This is a genomic window from Streptomyces sp. NPDC086554, assembly GCF_040686095.1.
Classification (GTDB): Bacteria; Actinomycetota; Actinomycetes; order Streptomycetales; family Streptomycetaceae; genus Streptomyces.
Genome location: NZ_JBFBJK010000030.1, coordinates 37,092 through 54,216, shown reverse-complemented (window position 1 = coordinate 54,216; position 17,125 = coordinate 37,092). Strand labels below are relative to the sequence as shown.

Genomic DNA, 17,125 nt, shown 5'->3' with positions numbered 1-17,125 from the left:
CCGTAGCCGCTTCAGCCGCTTCAGCCGCACGCCTCGGCTCAGGCTCAGTCGACTGCTGGGCCGGGACCGACACTTTGTCGAACGCCGCCGCCACGAGCGCATCGGCCTCCGACGGAGTCGGCTCTGTGCTGGGCGCCGGCAGCGAGACCTTCTGCTCCGGCTCAACCTCGCGCTCCGGCGTGGCCGCAGCCTCAGCCGTAGCCCCCTTACGTGACGACCGTCCGAACGCATTCCGCAGGACACTCAGAATGCCCATGGGTGCACCCCTTCGCGTGAGTTGATTCCCGATAACCCCTGGCCAGGGCGGACACGTAAGGTTAGCCGCCGCATTCCGCGATCTTGGCGAGGGTCGCCGTACGCCGTCGGCAGCATCACCCATATCACTCACCCGCACGTCAACTGCCCTATGTGCGCCCCCGGTTCACCTCCCGTTCACCCGGCGTCCGCCGCCCTGCACACCTCCGCCCCTAGCGTCGCCGCGGAAACAAGCCACGCCCACAAAACGGAGGAACCGTGCGCAAGCTGCTGCCGATCATCACCTCGCACCAGGGGAGCGGCGGCCGTTCCGCCATGACCTGCCGTTTCCGCTGTGGTGATGCCTGCTTCCACGAGGTGCCCAACACCAGCGACAACGAGTACGTCGGTGACGTCATAGCCGGTGCGCTCAGCCGCCGCTCGATGATGCGCGCCGCGGCCGTCGTGACGGTCGCCACCGCCGCGGGCGGCGCCGCCGTCGTCGCCGGTCCTGCCGCCCCCGAGGCTGCCGCGGCGCCTCAGAAACCGTGGTCGCAGAAGAGCAAAACGGGGGCGCGCGGACTCCGCTTCACGCCCGTCGCGCCCAACACCACCGATGCCGTCACCATCCCCGACGGCTACGCCCAGAACGTCGTCATCCGCTGGGGCGAGCCCATCCTCCGCGGCGCCCCCGCCTTCGACGCGGACAAGCAGACCGCGAAGGCGCAGGCAGGACAGTTCGGGTACAACAACGACTTCCTCTCCCTGCTGCCGCTGCACCGCGAGCACGGCCGTCAGGTCCTCGTCGCCAATCACGAGTACACGGACGAGATCCTGATGTTCAAGGGGTACGACCCCGAGAAGCCGACCCGCGAGCAGGTCGAGATCGCCTGGGCCGCGCACGGTCTGTCGGTCGTGGTCGTGGAAGAGGAGCGGAAGAGCGGGAAGCTGGCCGCCGTCTCCCGCCACCAGCTCAACCGGCGCCTGACCGCCACCTCCCCCTTCCACCTCTCCGGTCCCGTCGCCGGCAGCGCGCTCGTCCGTACGAAGGCCGACCCGAAGGGCGTCACCGTCCTCGGCACCCTCAACAACTGCTCGGGCGGCACCACCCCGTGGGGCACGACCCTGCACGGCGAAGAGAACTTCAATCAGTACTTCGGCAACGCCGAGAAGGTGACGGACCCGACCGCCGCCGCGCGCCTCAAGCGGTACGGCGTCATCGGCGCCGCCTCCGAGCGCAAGTGGGAGCGGTACGACGACCGCTTCGACCTCGCCAAGGAGCCCAACGAGGCCAACCGCTTCGGCTGGGTCGTCGAACTCGACCCGTACGACCCGGAGTCGACCCCGCGCAAGCGCACCGCGCTCGGCCGCTTCAAGCACGAGGCCGCGCAGCCGCGCCTGACCCACGACGGCCGCCCGGTCGTCTACATGGGCGACGACGAGAAGTTCGACTACTTCTACAAGTTCGTCAGCAGCAAGAGCGTGGCGAAGGGCAAGTCCCGCGCCGCGCACGAGCACAATCTCACCCTCCTCGACGAGGGCACGCTGTACGTCGCCAAGCTGACCGGAGACTCCCCGGCGAGCGAGATCGACGGTAAGGGCACGCTCCCGGCCGACGGCGAGTTCGACGGGAGCGGGACGTGGATCCCGCTCGCCACCGCGGGACCGGGCGGAAAGGCCGTCTCGCACGTCGACGGCATGACCGCCGAGGAGGTCTACGTCTTCACGCGCCTGGCCGGTGACAAGGTCGGGGCCACCAAGATGGACCGTCCCGAGGACATCGAGCCGTCCCCGCACACCGGCAAGGTGTACGTCGCGCTGACGAACAACTCCGACCGCGGCAAGGCGGGCAAGGCAGGCGCGGACGAGGCCAACCCGCGGAACTTGAACAAGCACGGGCAGATCCTTGAGCTGACCGAGCGCCGCAATCGCGCCGATGCGACCACCTTCGCCTGGTCGCTGTTCCTCGTCGCGGGCGACCCGAACGACCCGGCGACGTACTTCGCGGGCTTCCCGAAGGACAAGGTCAGCCCGATCTCCTGCCCGGACAACGTCACCTTCGACCCGCACGGCAACCTGTGGATCTCGACGGACGGCGCCCAACTCGGCTCGCACGACGGCCTGTTCGGCGTCGCGACCAAGGGCGACCGGCGCGGTGAGCTCAAGCAGTTCCTCACCATGCCGAAGGGCGCGGAGACCTGCGGCCCGATCGTCCAGGACCGCCGCGTGATCGTCGCCGTGCAGCACCCGGGCGAGATCGACGGGGCGTCGGTCGAGAAGCCGGCGAGCGTCTGGCCCGACGGACCGGGCAAGATCGTCCGCCCGTCGGTGGTCTCGGTGTGGCGCAAGGACGGCTGCGACATCGGCGTCTGAGCGGGGCGGATGTAGAACGCGGATGTAGTACGACGATGGGGCACCCCGCAGGCGCGGGGTGCCCCATCGTCGTACTCAGGCGATCAGATCAGTCGTTCTGCTTGCGGCGGTACATCGCGAAGCCGAGGCCTGCCGCGCCGAGCGCCGCCATGCCGCCGCCTGCCGCGATCAGCGGGGTGCTCGCGGCGGCCGGGGTGACGCCTTCGGAGCCCGCCTTGACGCCGCCCTTGGGGACGACCGTGGTGGACGTTCCGGAGCCGGTCTTGTGCTGGGGCTGCTGCGGCTGCTGCGGCTGCTGGGTGTGGGGCTGCGGCTTCGGGGTCGGCTTGGTCTTGCCCTCGACCCAGGACTTGATGGTGCCGTCCGGGTTGAGGACGACGTACAGGCCGTTGTTCTGGCCGGTCGCGGACTTGCCGTTGGCGTCGAGGGTGTCGAGCTTGGCGCCGTGCGCGTAGATGTCGGCCTGGTAATGGTTCTTGCCGAGCTTGTAGATCTTGGCCAGGGAGCCGTCGGCCAGCTTGGCGCTGCGTACGTAGACACGCTTGCCGTCGGGCTGCGGCTTGGGCTTGGGCTTGGGGGCCGCCTTCTTGGTGATGGTGCCATCGGCGGAGAGCGTGAACGTGCAGCCGTCGATCTTGGTGCTCGCCGGGTTGATGTAGGCCTTCAGGGAGCCCTTCGCGGCGCCGTTGAGGGAGATGGACGCCTTGGCGGTACGGGCGGAGGCGTTGACGTCGACCTTCGCGGTCCAGCCGTTGCCGAGGTTGGTCACACCCTTGGAGACCCAGCCGCCGGGGACGGGCTTGTCCTTGTCCTTGTCCACCAGCTTGGCGGTGACCGTGCCGTCGGGGGTCAGGGTGAAGGTGTTGCCCTCGATGGTGGTGCTTGAGGCGCTCTCGTACGCGGTGAGCGAGCCCTTCGCGACGCCGTCGAGGGATATGGATGCCTTGGCCGTGCGCGCGGAGGCGTTGACCTCGACGTTCGCGGTCCAGCCCTTGCCGAGGTCGGTCACACCCTTCGACTCCCAGCTGCCGGGCTGCGGCGTCTCCGTGTCGGTGTCCGTACCAGGGTTCGTGTCCTGGTCCTGCCCTTGATCCTGTCCCTGGTCGTCCGTGGCGACCTGGTGATCCTGCGGGGTGGACGGCGCGTCCGCGGCGAAGGCGGCCGTGGTCGGGACGGCGAGGGCGGCGATCGCTCCGGTGGCGATGGCGGCGGTGCGGAAGGTACGGCGGGTGGCGCGCATAGCGGAGGTCCCTTGGTGCTTGGTGCTGATCGGGCTGGCTGTCCGTCTTTGTGCCCCTTTGCGGTGGCGACAGACATGAAGCTACGGGCGCTGTGTGTGCGTCATCCGTAGGAAATGTAACAACCAGCCGCATGTCGGGGCGCAAGACCGTAAAACGGCCAAAAGTGCAGGTCAGGGGCGGTTTGCCGAAGGTCCTGCCTTGCCCGGGACCAAGGTCACGTCACGTCACGCCGCGGGCGCCGCGTCCCCCGCCCGCCCCGTCCGCAGCAGCCACTCCCCGTACGCGGGCGCCTGCCGGGCCGCCTCCCAGTAGGCGGCCTCCAGCTCGCCGTACACCGCGTCGAGCTCCCGCTCCGTGCGCGCCGCCACGAGCAGTCGTACGCCGAGGGGGTCGCCGTGCAGCGGCCGGACCGCCATGTCGGGTCTCGCCCGCGAGGTCGGCTGGCAGACGGTGACGACCTCGCCGGTGGCGACGAGGGACGACGCGGTGAGGTAATCGCCGTGCAGGACACGGGGGTTGATCCCGGCCGCGCGCAGGACGCGGAGCAGTCCGTCCCACTCGCCGTCCACGGTCGGGTCGACCATCCACCGGTCGTCGGCGAGATCACTGAGGTGTACGACGGGCTGCGCCGCCGCCGGGTGGTCGGCCGCGAGGAAGACGAACTGGGGCTCGCGCTGCACGAGTACGCGGGTTCGCAGCTCCTCGGGGAGTCGTAGCGGGCTGCCCTCCACCTCGTGCACGAAGGCGATGTCGAGCTGGCCTTCGGCGACCATGCGGAGCAGCGCGTTCGCGGACACGTCCATCTGGAGCGAGGTCTCGGTGCCGGGGGGCAGGTGGACGCGCAGGCGGCGCAGCCAGCCCGGTATGGCACGGCTTGCCGTGGAGCCGATGCGCAGTTGCCGGCCCTCGGCGGCGCGGGCGGCTGCCGCCTTGGTCTCGCTGATGAGCGCCCGCATCTCGCTGACGAGGGGGCGGGCGCGGCTGAGGGCGACGCGGCCGAGCGGGGTAGGGCGGCAGCCGGTGCGTTCGCGGGCGAAGAGCTGGCCGCCGACGGCCTGTTCGATGCGCCGCAGCTGGGTGGTCAACGACGGCTGGCTCATGCCCAGTTGGCGCGCGGCCTTGTGCAGGCTGCCGGTGTCGGCGATGGCGCACAGCGCGCGGAGGTGCCTCACCTCGAGCTCCATGGTCAGTGAGCGTAGAGCGGCGGGCGGCGCCGCACCAGACTCACAAACCCCACGGGAAGCACGCGAGTTGGGCGTGTCCGGAAGGCGGGTGATAGCTCCGCGCTATCGCTGGTTGCCATCATCCCCAGACGCCACCGGCTCCCCGACACTCCCCCTACCGAACCGTTCACCTTTCATCGAACGAGTAGGGAGCCCCCCACATGAACAAGCGTTACCTCTCCGTCGCGTCCGTCATCGGCCTCGCTGTCGCCGGTCTCGGCACGACGTCGGCGACGGCCGCGACCCCCACGTCCTCCTCTTCCGGCACCGCCTCGTACGCGCAGTACGCGGGGTCCGGCGAGGAGGCCGCGGCCAACAAGGCGTTCTTCGATGCCGTCCTGAAGTCGGTCGCTCAGAAGCGTGCGGCCAACCCCGGCGCGAAGCAGGTCACCGTGGTGTACGACGCCTCCGGTGCGCCGACCTTCGCGCAGCAGATAGCCAGCAGTACCTCCATCTGGAACAGCGCGGTGTCCAATGTGAAGCTCCAGGAGGGGAGTGGCGGTGCGAGCTTCGAGTACCGCGAGGGGAATGACCCGCGTGGTTCGTACGCGAGCACGGACGGCCACGGCAACGGGTACATCTTCCTGGACTACGCGCAGAACCAGGAGTACGACTCGACGCGCGTGACGGCGCACGAGACGGGGCACGTCCTCGGTCTCCCGGACCATTACGAGGGCCCCTGCAGCGAGCTGATGTCCGGGGGTGGCCCCGGCCCCTCCTGCACCAACTCGCAGCCGGACGCGAATGAGCGCGCGCGGGTCGACCAGCTCTGGGCCAACGGCCTGGCCAAGGCCCTGCACAAGCTGGACAAGATGGACAAGGTGAGCTGATTTCGTCACGCGGCAAGTGAGGGGCCCGCGGGGCCCCTCACCCCCGCGGCGAGGCGATCGCCCGCGCCGCCGCCACCTCCTGGCGGAGGGGCTCAAGGACGCTGTCCTTGGGCCCCGTGAAATCGGCCGAGACCTCCTCCAGGGTCTCGGAGGACCGCAGGCCCTGCGCCAACTCCCCTAGCTGAGCCGCCACTTCGCCGACCTCCGCGGCGGAAGGCGCCCCGGCCCCATGCCGAATCCGCACCCGCGCGGCGGTAGTCGCGTCCACCACCCGCTCCACCGCCACCATCAGCGGCCACCACGCCGCGGCCCGCGTCCCCACCGGCGGCGGCTCGGTCAGAGCCCGCTGGAACTCCGTACGGATGACGGAGAGATCCCGGTAGAGGCGGCGCCGCATCCGCGCCCGTGCCGCCGGGTCCTCGGTGGAGCCGAACGCGCACTCCACGTACGAAGCCGTATCGGCCACCGCGTCCGCGAGCCGGTCCCCGATCCGGGTGTGCCAGCTCTCCGGCCAGAGCAGATATCCGGCCACCAGCGAGATCGCGCAGCCGATCAGGCTGTCGACGAGGCGTGGCATGACGAGGCCGAAGCCCTGGCGGTTCAGGACGTCCGAAAGGAGCAGGATCACCGGGGTGATCGCGGCCGTCTGGTAGCCGTAGCCGCGCGGCGTGAACGCCGGGATGAGGGCCGCAAGGACCATCATCACCGGCACGTCCCACCAGCCCCGCGGCACCTCCGCGAGAACGGCCGCCGCCACCACGAGCCCCGCCACCGTGCCGAGCGCCCGCAGCACCGCGCGCGAGAAGACCGAGCCGAAGTCGGGCTTGAGGACAAAGGTGACGGTGAGCGCCACCCAGTACGAGCGCGGCACCTCGATGAGGGAGACGAGGGACTGGGCGATGCCGATGCAGAGCGCGAGGCGCAGGCCGTAGCGCCAGGACGCGCCGGTCAGCAGGACGTTGCGGGCCGCGCGGCGGGCGCGTACGCGCAGGGCGGCGGGGCGGCCGAGGCGGTCGTCGATGTTGACGATGCCGTGCGGGTCGGGGTCGTTGAGGGTCTCGGCGACGTGACGGAGTGCGTGGTCGACGGCGCGGGCGGAGGGGTTGCCCGGCTCGGGGAGCACGGGCTCGGGGACGGTCGCACCGCCAGGCCCCGCCACCACGTTCGCGAGCCGCCGCACCTCGTCCGGCACCTCCGGCGGCAGCGGTACGCCGTACTGGTGCGCGGCGGGCGCGGCCTCGACGACCGGGGTGATCGCGTTCAACTGGGCGATCAGGCGCACCAGATCGGGGTTGCGGCCGTGCGAGCGGGTGCGTCGTGCGAGGACCAGGTCGTACGAATGGTTGAGCGAGGCCGTGACGGCGGTGCGCGCATCGCCGTACCCGGCCGTGCCCGCTGCTTCGAGCAGTGCGGCGACGCTGCGGTACGTGTCGGCGACGGCGGCCCGCTCCGGGATGCCGGACCGCATCGGCCAGGCGAGCAGCGCGAGGGTGAGGACGAGCAGCCCGCCGCTGGTCATCAGGAGGGGCGCGAGCCACCATTCCCCCGGCATCGGAAGCCCCGCCCCCACCACGGAGTTGAGCAGCAGGAGCAGCCCCGACACGGAGGCGACGGCCCCGATCGTCGACATCATCCCGGAGACGAGCGCGACGAGCGTGACGACCCCGACGGCGACCCAGCCGTGCCCGAAGACGAGCGAGCCGACGGTGACGCCGAGCGCGCCGAAGAGCTGCGGCACGGCGATGTTGTAGATCCGCATGCGGTACGCGTCGGCGGTGTCGCCGATGACTCCGGAGAGCGCGCCCATGGAGGCGAGCGCTCCGTACGCGGGCTTTCCGGCCGCCAGGCCGATGAGGAGGGGCAGCGCCATCGCGACGGACGCACGTGCGACCGCGGCCCACGGGATGGGCGCGGACTGCGGCTTGAGCGTCCTGACCAGCCAGCCGGGCGGGGCGAGCGTGCCCCAGGGGCCCGCGGGGCCAGGTGATTCGGGACGGGGCATGCGCCCATTATCGCCGCTTTACGTAACTTGCCCTTCCCTCAGCGGTCCCGCTCCCGATGCAGGGTCAGGTCCACCACGAGCGCCCGGTGGTCCGTGTCGCCGATCTCCAGGAAGCGGGCGTCACGGGCCGAGAAGTCCGGGGTGGCGAGCACGTGGTCGATCTGGGTGCCCAGCGGGGACATCAGGGAGGACGGCCAGCTGGGGGTGCGGGCGGATCCCGCGAGCCGGGCGGCGTCGCGCAGACCGCCCGTGTCGAGGATGTCGCGGAAGGCGGCGTGGTCCTGGGTGGCGTTGAAGTCGCCGCCGATGATGGTGGAGCCGCCCTTGCCCGCGGCGGCGTAGTCGCGAAGACCGGCGAGCTCGGAGCGCCATACGTGGACCTGCTTGGGCAGCGGCGGCATCGGGTGGGCGAGCTGGACGCGGACCTCGTGGCCGTCCTTCAGTTCGGCGACGGCACCGGGCATGCCGAGGGTGCCGGGGATGCCGCTTGCCTTCTTCAGCGGGAACTTGCTGACGATGAGCGAGCCCTCCGCGCCGCTTGCCTCACTGCCGCTGCGGTACGGGTACTCGGAGCGGGGCAGCTTGTCGCGGAGCGTGTCGGAGCACGTGTAGTCGCACTCCGGGACGAAGAGCAGGTCCGGCTTCTCCTTTCGGACGGCGTCGACCAGACCCGGCGTCCCCCGCCCGAACTCGACGTTGGACGCCATGACGCGTATCTCGGCGACGGCGGGCCCGTCCGGGGCGTCGGCCCGGCCGTACGGCTCCAGGAACCAGGCGATGACGCCGAGGACGATGACGCTCCAGAGCAGACCGATGCGCCACCTCGCCAGGGCGGCGAGGAGGAGGGCGGCGACGGCGGGGGCGAGGAGCCAGGGGAGGAAGGCGAGGAGCTGGGGGACCGGGGTGAAGCCGTCGGAGTCGGCGATGCGGAAGCCGAGGAGGCTGGTGACGCCGGTCAGGAGCAGGGCGGCGAGGTAGGCGCAGCCACGGCTCCGGAGCCGCCGGCGCCCCGGCTCGTCCTGCGCCCGGTCCGCCTGCCGCTCTGCTGCTGCCGCCGTCATGCTGTCCAAGGACCGGCCTCTCCGTCGGGGGTGGTTCTCGAATCTTCCCTGAGAGACGGCTGGATGCGGGGAAAGGGTTCCTTTTCCCCCGCTGAGCGGGCGCAACGCCGAGCCGACGCGCTGGCTGCCCCTCAAGCTGACGCTCAAATGGCGCCAAAAAAGTGCCAAGTTGGCTCGCAATGGCGCCGCCGAGGCGTCATGATGGCATCTGCACCGGTGCGCACCATCCACACCCCGCCACCGCTCCCTGGAGGACCCATGTCGTACGAGCCGACGGCCGCCGCCGGCACCGCCGAAGACAGCACCGCCGATGAGCCGCCCACCCTGCCCACCGACCGGCACACCGGCTGCCCCTTCGATCCGCCCGCCGGACTCACCGCGCTGAGCGACCGGCCGCTGCGCCGCATGCGCTACGCCGACGGACACCTGGGCTGGCTGGTCACCGGCCATGCCATCGCCCGTGAGCTGCTTGCCGACCCGCGCATCAGCTCCCGCTACGAACTCCTGCACATGCCGGAGCCCGTGCCGGGTCACACGGGGGACGTACCGCCTGCGCCCGTCGGCGACATCATCGGCCTCGACGCCCCCGAACACACCCGCTACCGGCGCCTGCTCGTCGGCAAGTTCACCGTCCGCAGGATGCGCCAACTCTCCGAGCGGGTCGAGCAGTTAACCACCGAGTGCCTGGACGCCATGGAGCAGGCCGGGCCCACGGTCGACCTGGTGGAGGCGTTCGCGCAGCCCGTGCCCGCGCTCATGATCTGCGAGCTGCTCGGTGTGCCGTACGCCGACCGGGAGCGCTTCCAGAGCCACGTGGCGACCATCTTCGACCAGGCGGCGGAGGCGGAGGCGAAGGGAGAGGCCTTTACGGAGCTGCTCCAGTACCAGGCCGGGCTCGTCATCGCCAAGCGCGCCGAGCCCACCGACGACCTGCTCAGCGATCTGACCACGTCCGACCTCACCGACGAGGAACTGGCAGGAATCGGCGGGCTGTTGCTCGCCGCCGGGCTCGACACCACCGCGAACATGCTCGGCCTCGGCACCTTCGCCTTGCTGAGCAACCCCGACCAGCTCGATGCCCTGCGCGCCGACCCCGCCCTCGCCGAGTCGGCCGTGGAGGAACTGCTCCGCTACCTCAGCGTCGCCGACCCGCTCCTTCGGTCGGCGTTGGAGGACATCGAGGTGGCGGGCCAAGTCATCAAGGCGGGCGAGACGGTGACCATTTCCGTGCAGGCCACCAACCGCGACCCGCACAAGTTCCCCGACCCCGACCTGCTCGACATCCACCGCAAGGCCACCGGGCACCTGGCCTTCGGCCATGGCCCCCACCAGTGCCTGGGCCAGCAGCTCGCCCGCGTCGAGATGACTGTCGCGCTTCCCGCGCTGTTCGCCCGCTTCCCCGGACTGCGCCTTGCGGTGCCGCCGCAGGAGGTGCGGATGCGCGAACACGCCAATATCTACGGGGTGGTCAGCCTGCCGGTCACTTGGGACAAGGAGTAGTCCCACTCGGGGTGGTCTCAGCCTGACCGGCGTTTGCGGACGGACTCGGCGGAGCGGGTGACTGACGGCGCCGCAGCAGCCACGCGGTGAGCGCGACCGCAAGACCCACCCCCAGAATCACCCACGCCGCCACCCACAGCGAATACGTCAACGCGTCGTACACCGCGCCCGCCGCCGCCCTGGAGACGGTGGCGGGCAGGTCGTCCAGGGTGATGCCGCGGGTCACCGTGACGGCCAGTGCGAGGAACGCCCCCGCGAGGGCCGTGCCGAGGGCCGTGCGGATGACGGCCCGGCGGCGGTGCAGGGCCAGGAGGATGCCCGCCACGGCAAGCAGCACCGCGGCGAGCGGGAGCCAGAGGCCCGCGACCTGGAGCATGTGGAACCCCTTTCCGAACGGGCCGAGGTCCGACGACTCCAGGAGCGTCACCTCGGTGTGTCTGACCGGGATCCGGTCGGCGAACGGCACACCGTCCTGCGACAGTTGCCGCTTCACCTGCTCGGTGACCGGCGCGAGGTCGAAGGTGACCGCCCGGCCGTCGGACTCGTCGTTCAGCGCGGCCTGCACCGCGTCGTGGGCGGCACGGTTCGCCGCCTCCCACGCCGCTTCGAACGCCGGCGTCTCCGTGAACGACCGCGCCGCGTCCCGTACGAAGGACTCGACCGTGCCCTGCAGCGGGCCCGCGTCGATCTCCTTCACCACCGCATCCGTGACCGGACCGGCCACCGCGTCCTGGACCGCCGCGTCACCGTCCAGCGGCGCCATCGTCGCGACGTACGCGTCCGCGTCCTCGATCTCGTACTTCGCCCAGGTCGAGATCGCGCCGAGCGGCACAAGCAGGCAGGCCAGGACGAGGAGCACGGCGGAGAGCAGAGAGCGGCGGGGCACGCGCCCAAGACAAAGCCCCGGTCACGCCATGCGCGACCGGGGCGACTGCATATGGGGCAATTACTTCCCGCTATATGGGGCAAGTACTTCCCGCTCCTGAGCTACTTGCGGTTGTAGAGCCGCATCGTCACAGGGCCGAAGACCGCGACGAGCAGCACAGCCCAGGCAAGTGCCCAGACCAGCGACGAGCCCGGTGACGTACCCGCCATCAGATCGCGGACGGCGGAGGCGACATGGGTGATCGGGTTGTTGTTCACGAAGGCCTGCAGCCAGCCCGGCATCGTCTCGGGCTTCACGAAGATGTCGCTCAGGAACGTCAGCGGGAACAGCACCATCATGCTGACGCCCATCACCGACTTCTCGGTGCGCAGCAGGAGCCCGAACATGGTCCACACCCACGAGAAGGCGAAGGAGAAGACCAGGAGCAGCAGCACTCCGGCAAGGACGCCGAGTACGCCGCCCTCCGGGCGGAAGCCGATGACCATGCCGACGGCCAGCATGACCAGGGACGCGATCGCGTAGCGCAGGGCGTCGCCGAGCAGATAGCCGACCATCACCGATGGCCGCCAGATCGGCAGCGTACGGAAGCGGTCGAAGACGCCCTTCTCGATGTCGATGTTCACCGAGACGCCCGTGTACATCGTGATCATGACGACGGACATCACGAGGATGCCCGGCAGCAGGTACTGGATGTATTCGCTCGGTGATCCGGCGAGCGCGCCCCCGAAGAGGTACGTGTACATCAGCACCATCATGATCGGGAACGCCGTCACGTCGAACAGCTGCTCAGGCACATGCTTGATCTTGAGCATGGCCCGCCAGCCGAACGTCAGGGACGCGGAGAGCGCGCTGGGCCGCGGCGGCCGGTCACCGGCGATCAGGAGCTCGGCGAGGGACTCGGCCTTGACGGGCGCGAGGTCCTGGGCCTCGGAGGTGGTGGTGGCGGTGCTCATGCCGATGCCTCTTCCTTCTTCGCCGTGTCAGCCGTGTCAGCCGTGCCAGCCGTGTCCGTTGCGTGATGGGGGGCGCCGGTCAGGGCGAGGAAGACCTCGTCAAGGCTCGGCTGCCCCAGGGAGAAGTTGTCGACGGTGATCCCGGCGTGGGCCAGTTCGGCCAGCGCCCGGGACGCCTTCTCGGCCGCGCCCCTGCCGTTGCGCTCGCCGTTGCCGACGCGGGCGGTGAGCGCGACCGGGTCCGGCTCCAGCTGGACCTCCGCGTCGAGCGCGAGCCGCAACACCCGTTCCGCATCGGCCCGTTGCTCCGCGTCCCGCAGCCGCACGTGCACGGAGCCCGCGCCGACCGACGCCTTCAGCTCGCCCTTGGTGCCCTCGGCGATGACCTTGCCGTGGTCGATGACGGCGATGCGGGATGCGAGGTGATCGGCCTCGTCCAGGTACTGGGTGGTGAGCAGCACGGTCGTGCCGTGTGCGACGACCGCCCGCACGATGTCCCAGACCTGATTGCGGCTGCGCGGGTCGAGACCGGTGGTCGGCTCGTCCAGGAACAGCAGGTCAGGTGTGTTGAGGATGGAGGCCGCGATGTCGATGCGGCGCCGCATGCCGCCGGAGTAGTTCTTCACCTGGCGGGCGGCCGCGTCGCTCAGCCCGAAGGCTTCCAGCAGCTGCGCCGACCTCTCGTACGCCGCCTTCTTGCCGTGTCCCGTGAGGCGGCCGAGCAGCACCAGGTTCTCGGTGCCGGTCAGATCCTCGTCGACCGATGCGTACTGACCGGTCAGGCTGACCCTGCTGCGTACGGCGTCGGCCTCGCGCACGACGTCGTGGCCGAAGACGTGGGCGTCGCCCCCGTCGGGCCGCAGCAGGGTGGCGAGCATCTTCACCGTGGTGGTCTTGCCGGCGCCGTTCGGGCCGAGCAGGCCGTACACGGTCCCCGCCGGGATGGTGAGGTCCACGCCGTCCACGGCGCGGGTGTCGCCGAAGGTCTTCACCAGGCCCGCGGTCTCGATGGCCACGCTGTTCATGTCCGTACGCCCTCTCCAGGTCAGTGCGTTCCGTCACGAGGTCAGACTTGCGCCGCGGCGCAAACTCATCGGCCGGTGGAGCGTGGGTCCGACGGCTGCAACCGCTACCACTGATGCCGCCGAGTTGCCTGTCGGCGGGTGAGGGTGTGCCCTGTAGGTGGGGGAGAGCTGGAGGATGGCCATGACACACGCGGCACCTACCTCATCCGCACCGGCACCACGCCTGCGGGCCGGATCCGGCACCACCTGGGCCGGGGTCTCGGCGGTCGTCATCGGACTCGCCTACGCCCTGGTGGTGGTCCAGCGGGAGGCCGGCTCGATCGCCGACGGCAACGCGTGGCTCGGCATCGTGTCCGGTGTCGTCTTCGCGGCGGTCTTCATGGGCCTGCACAGCGTGGCGCCGCGGTTGCCGCGGGAGCTGCGGGCCACGGCGTGGGCGACGTTCGCCGGGGTCGCGGTCGGCTACCTCTACAGCCAGGGGATGCCGGGCCCGAGTGTCCTGCGCTCGACGATGATGGCGCTGGGCATCGCGACGGCGGTGTTCATGGTGACGTTCTACCGCTACTACACGCGCGAGTAGACCGATTGACCGGGAGCTGGAGCAACCCTGTGGGGCTCTCCCCAGTTGGGGAGAGCCCCACAGGACCGCCTCTACAGGACCGCCTCTACAGGACCGCCTCTACAGGACCGCCTCTACAGGACCGCCTCTACAGGGCCGCCTCTACAGGACCGCCAGGTCCACCGCCGCAGCCATCGCCCGGTACCCCGCATCGTTCGGGTGCAGGTGGTCGCCGCTGTCGTACTCCGGAGCAATGCGCTCCGGGTCCGCCGGGTCCGCCAGCGCCTTGTCGAAGTCGACGTACGCGTCGTACTCGCCCGAACTCCGCACCCAGGCGTTGAACTCCTCGCTCACCGCTGCCGCCCGCTCCCCGTAGTGGTCGGAGCCGCCCAGCGGCAGCAGCGTCGCGCCCACCGCCTTGACGCCCTTCGCGTGCGCCGCACGGATCAGCGCCCGGTGGCCCTCGATCAGCTCCGCCGCGCTGACCTTCGGCGCGGGCTTGTACGTAGGAGTGTCGCTCTCGCTGAAGCCGATGTCGTTGAGCCCCGAAAGGACGATCACCGTGCCCACCCCCGGCAGGGACAGCGCGTCGCGCCCGATCCGCGCCGTGCCCCGCTCGCCGTACCAGGCGGAGTCGTTGAGGACGAGGTTGCCGCCGATGCCCGCGTTGAGCACGGGCCGCGGTGAGCCCTCATCGGCGAGGCGTTCGGCGAGCGCGTCGGACCAGCGGCGGTTGCGATCGGTCGTGGAGGCGAAGCCGTCCGTGATCGAGTCGCCGAAGAGCACGATCCCGTCCCCCTTGCCGTTCCCGTCCCCGCGGCGGGGCTTGGCGCTGCCCACGTCGACCCCGGAGAGGAAGTACCAGGACTCCGTCGACGCGTCGAACGCCGACGCCCCCGTGTCCCCGGTGTGCTCACCCTCCGCCCGATAACTCGTCGCGAACGCCTGCGAGTGGAAGGTGGCAGGACCGGTCGTCCGGGCCAGGTGGAGCGTGACGGTCACCGAGTCGAACGCCTTCAGGTCCAACCCGGCCTTGTCGCTGGAGAGTTGGCCGTGCGCCGGGATCGAAACCGACCGCCTCCCCTCGAAGGTGAGCCGCCGCATCGAGCCCTCCTCGACCGCGGCCCCCTTCTTCGTACGGGCGATGGTCGCGCCCGCGATGTGCAGCGGGGACGTGCCGTACGCGTTGGAGAGCCGGATGCGCGCTCTGTCGCCGCCCTCGGTGACGCGGACGACCTGGCGCAGGGTCTGGCCGGAGAAGCCGTCCTCCGACCAGTTCGGCTTGAAGCCGGTGCTCGCGCGCTGCGGGGACGCGGCCCACGCGGCGGTCCAGGCGGCCTCCTTGCGGGGTTCGTGACCGGCGGAGGAGGCGGCCCGCGCGCCGGTGACGGCGAGGCCCGCCGTCAGGGCGAGGGCGGCGGTGGCGGCGACAGCGGACTTGCGGGTACGCGAAAGCATGGAAATCTCCGGGGAGTTGAGGAAACAACGAGGAACAACCGAGTCCGAGGACCGGACTCCTCAAAGATCCGCCGACATCCCCGCCCGATCAACGGCGATCCATGAAACGATTACCGCGGCCGGACTTATCGATGCAGGTCAGAAGCGGTCTAGCAAGCGGTCCGGAAGCGGTCCGGAAGCGGTCCAACAGCGGTTCACCTGGGGGGAACGTGGAGCGGCAGGAGCTCGAAACCTTTCTCACGCTCGCCGAGGAGCTGCATTTCGGCCGCACCGCCGAGCGTCTCCTCCTCTCCCAGGCCCGCGTCAGCCAGACCGTGAAGCGGATCGAGCGCAAGATCGGCGCCCCGCTCTTCGAGCGCACGAGCCGCAGGGTGCAGATGTCTCCCCTGGGCCGTCAGCTGTACGACGATCTCGCGCCGCTGCACCGCGAGATGGAGGCCGCGCTCGCCCGCGCCAAGGACCACGCGCGCGGCGTCGACGGCGAGCTGACCATCGGCTTCCTCGGCTCGGGCGCGGGCACGCTGACGAACGCGATCCTGGAGACGTTCCGGCAGCGCTGCCCGCGCTGCGAGGTGCGGATGCGGGAGAGCCAGTACGAGGACCCGCTGGGCGCGCTGAGAGGCGGCGCGGTCGACGTCCTGTTCACCTGCCTGCCCGTCGAGGAGCCGGATCTGACCGTCGGCCCCGTCGTCATCAACGAACCCCGCGCGCTCGCCCTGCCGCTCGGCCACCGCCTCGCCGGGCGGGCGAGCGTCTCCCTGGAGGAGCTCGCGGACGAGACGTTCTTCGGCGTGGTCAACGGCGCCCCCGCCTACTGGTGGGACTTCCACGTCCCACCCCGCACGCCAAGCGGCCGCCCGATCCGCCGCGGCCGTACCGTCGCCGGCTTCCAGGAGATGCTGACGCTGGTCGCGACGGGGCAGGGGATCTCACCGGTGGCGGCGTCCGTGGAGAAGTACTACGCGCGGCCGGACATCACCTTCGTACCGCTGATGGACGTCCCGTCGGCGGACGTCGCACTGATCTGGCGCACAGCGACCGCAAGCTCCAATCCGCGCATCGACGCGTTCACCGAGGCGGTCCGCGACACGGTCGCGGCGAACGGCGGTCCGGCCCCGTTCTAGCCGGAATTGCACCGAAGATTCCATATGTGAACGCTCTGAGCTATTCCGCCGCATTCATCACGTTCTTCTCCGTCGTCGGCCCGCCCAAGGTGCTGCTCGCCTTCGGCGGCCTCGCGCAGAACCATCCGACCGCCGAGCTGCGCAGGATCGCCCTCGTCTCGTCGGGTGCCGCCATCTTCGTGGGCCTGATCGCGGGGATCACCGCGCCGTGGCTGCTCGACCTCTTCCACATCAGCACGCCCGCGCTCCGGCTCGCGGGCGGCCTCATCTTCTTCATCTACGCCGTGGGTCTTGTCCTGGGACTCCACCTGGGCTCGGACGGCTCGGACCAGGACACGCCCGATCTCGTGAGCGGTGTACGGCAGTTGCTGATGCCGTACACCGTGAGTCCGCTCGCCATGACGGCCGTGCTCATCGAGGCGGCGGCCCGTGACTCCTGGTCGTGGCGGTCGACGGTCGTCGGCGCGTACGTCACCGTGATCGCCGTGGACCTGGTCTGCGTGATCGTCCTGGCCCGCCTCCTGCGCGGCACGCACCACGCGACCGTCGAACTCTTCGGGCGGCTGCTCGGCCTGCTGCTCGCCGCCGTCGGCGTGGACCTGTTCCTCGACGGACTCTACGAGCTAGGGGTGCCCGGCCTGGAGCGCGAGTGACGC

At 70.4% G+C, this 17,125-nt stretch carries 14 protein-coding genes; 6 read left to right on the top strand and 8 right to left on the bottom strand.

The window, feature by feature from the left end:
- The first annotated feature begins 513 nt into the window (after positions 1-513).
- Positions 514-2,607 carry a PhoX family protein gene (locus tag AB0O76_RS36475; RefSeq protein ID WP_365500707.1) on the top strand — a complete coding sequence of 698 codons (2,094 nt, stop codon included), beginning with the start codon at positions 514-516 and terminating at the stop codon, positions 2,605-2,607.
- An 88-nt stretch (positions 2,608-2,695) separates the two neighbouring features.
- On the opposite strand, the gene AB0O76_RS36470 is transcribed toward AB0O76_RS36475, so the two are convergent.
- Both AB0O76_RS36470 and AB0O76_RS36465 read right to left on the bottom strand, forming a co-directional pair.
- A complete protein-coding gene (locus AB0O76_RS36470) occupies positions 2,696-3,847 on the bottom strand; it encodes a hypothetical protein (RefSeq protein WP_365500705.1) in 1,152 nt (383 codons plus the stop codon).
- 225 nt (positions 3,848-4,072) lie between these two features.
- Positions 4,073-5,032, bottom strand: coding sequence for a LysR family transcriptional regulator (locus AB0O76_RS36465; protein WP_365500703.1), 960 nt, complete (start codon positions 5,030-5,032; stop codon positions 4,073-4,075).
- A gap of 200 nt (positions 5,033-5,232) precedes the next feature.
- Between AB0O76_RS36465 and snpA the strand changes: the two genes are divergently transcribed.
- Complete coding sequence (gene snpA / locus AB0O76_RS36460) at positions 5,233-5,901, top strand: snapalysin (RefSeq protein ID WP_365500701.1); 669 nt, start codon at positions 5,233-5,235, stop codon at positions 5,899-5,901.
- Positions 5,902-5,938: 37 nt separating this feature from the next.
- On the opposite strand, the gene AB0O76_RS36455 is transcribed toward snpA, so the two are convergent.
- Both AB0O76_RS36455 and AB0O76_RS36450 read right to left on the bottom strand, forming a co-directional pair.
- On the bottom strand, positions 5,939-7,903 hold the full coding sequence (locus AB0O76_RS36455) for an FUSC family protein (RefSeq protein WP_365500699.1): 1,965 nt from the start codon (positions 7,901-7,903) through the stop codon (positions 5,939-5,941).
- A gap of 38 nt (positions 7,904-7,941) precedes the next feature.
- Positions 7,942-8,964: an endonuclease/exonuclease/phosphatase family protein gene (locus AB0O76_RS36450; protein WP_365500806.1), complete on the bottom strand. Its 1,023-nt coding sequence runs from the start codon at positions 8,962-8,964 to the stop codon at positions 7,942-7,944.
- Between the two features lie 258 nt (positions 8,965-9,222).
- On the opposite strand from AB0O76_RS36450, the gene AB0O76_RS36445 reads away from it, so the two are divergent.
- Positions 9,223-10,464 (top strand): cytochrome P450, encoded by a 1,242-nt coding sequence (locus AB0O76_RS36445; RefSeq protein ID WP_365500697.1) that lies wholly within the window; start codon positions 9,223-9,225, stop codon positions 10,462-10,464.
- On the opposite strand, the gene AB0O76_RS36440 is transcribed toward AB0O76_RS36445, so the two are convergent.
- The 3 genes from AB0O76_RS36440 to AB0O76_RS36430 all read right to left on the bottom strand — a co-directional run bounded on the left by AB0O76_RS36440 (position 10,445) and on the right by AB0O76_RS36430 (position 13,328).
- Positions 10,445-11,350, bottom strand: coding sequence for a hypothetical protein (locus AB0O76_RS36440; protein WP_365500695.1), 906 nt, complete (start codon positions 11,348-11,350; stop codon positions 10,445-10,447). The genes AB0O76_RS36445 and AB0O76_RS36440 overlap by 20 nt on opposite strands.
- A gap of 101 nt (positions 11,351-11,451) precedes the next feature.
- On the bottom strand, positions 11,452-12,303 hold the full coding sequence (locus tag AB0O76_RS36435) for an ABC transporter permease (RefSeq protein ID WP_365500693.1): 852 nt from the start codon (positions 12,301-12,303) through the stop codon (positions 11,452-11,454).
- Positions 12,300-13,328 carry an ATP-binding cassette domain-containing protein gene (locus AB0O76_RS36430; protein ID WP_365500690.1) on the bottom strand — a complete coding sequence of 343 codons (1,029 nt, stop codon included), beginning with the start codon at positions 13,326-13,328 and terminating at the stop codon, positions 12,300-12,302. The genes AB0O76_RS36435 and AB0O76_RS36430 overlap by 4 nt, the downstream gene beginning before the upstream one ends.
- A 175-nt stretch (positions 13,329-13,503) precedes the next feature.
- Here AB0O76_RS36430 and AB0O76_RS36425 point away from each other — a divergent pair, with 175 nt between their 5' ends.
- The gene (locus tag AB0O76_RS36425) at positions 13,504-13,908 is read left to right on the top strand and encodes a hypothetical protein (protein ID WP_365500687.1); all 405 of its coding nucleotides are present in this window, start codon (positions 13,504-13,506) and stop codon (positions 13,906-13,908) included.
- Between the two features lie 141 nt (positions 13,909-14,049).
- Here the strand turns inward: AB0O76_RS36425 and AB0O76_RS36420 are convergent, their stop codons facing one another.
- Positions 14,050-15,345 carry an SGNH/GDSL hydrolase family protein gene (locus AB0O76_RS36420; RefSeq protein ID WP_365500684.1) on the bottom strand — a complete coding sequence of 432 codons (1,296 nt, stop codon included), beginning with the start codon at positions 15,343-15,345 and terminating at the stop codon, positions 14,050-14,052.
- 209 nt (positions 15,346-15,554) lie between these two features.
- On the opposite strand from AB0O76_RS36420, the gene AB0O76_RS36415 reads away from it, so the two are divergent.
- Both AB0O76_RS36415 and AB0O76_RS36410 read left to right on the top strand, forming a co-directional pair.
- Entirely contained in the window at positions 15,555-16,469 is a 915-nt protein-coding gene (locus AB0O76_RS36415) for a LysR family transcriptional regulator (protein ID WP_365500681.1), read from the top strand.
- A gap of 26 nt (positions 16,470-16,495) precedes the next feature.
- Complete coding sequence (locus AB0O76_RS36410; RefSeq protein ID WP_365500678.1) at positions 16,496-17,122, top strand: MarC family protein; 627 nt, start codon at positions 16,496-16,498, stop codon at positions 17,120-17,122.
- The last annotated feature ends 3 nt before the right edge of the window (positions 17,123-17,125 follow it).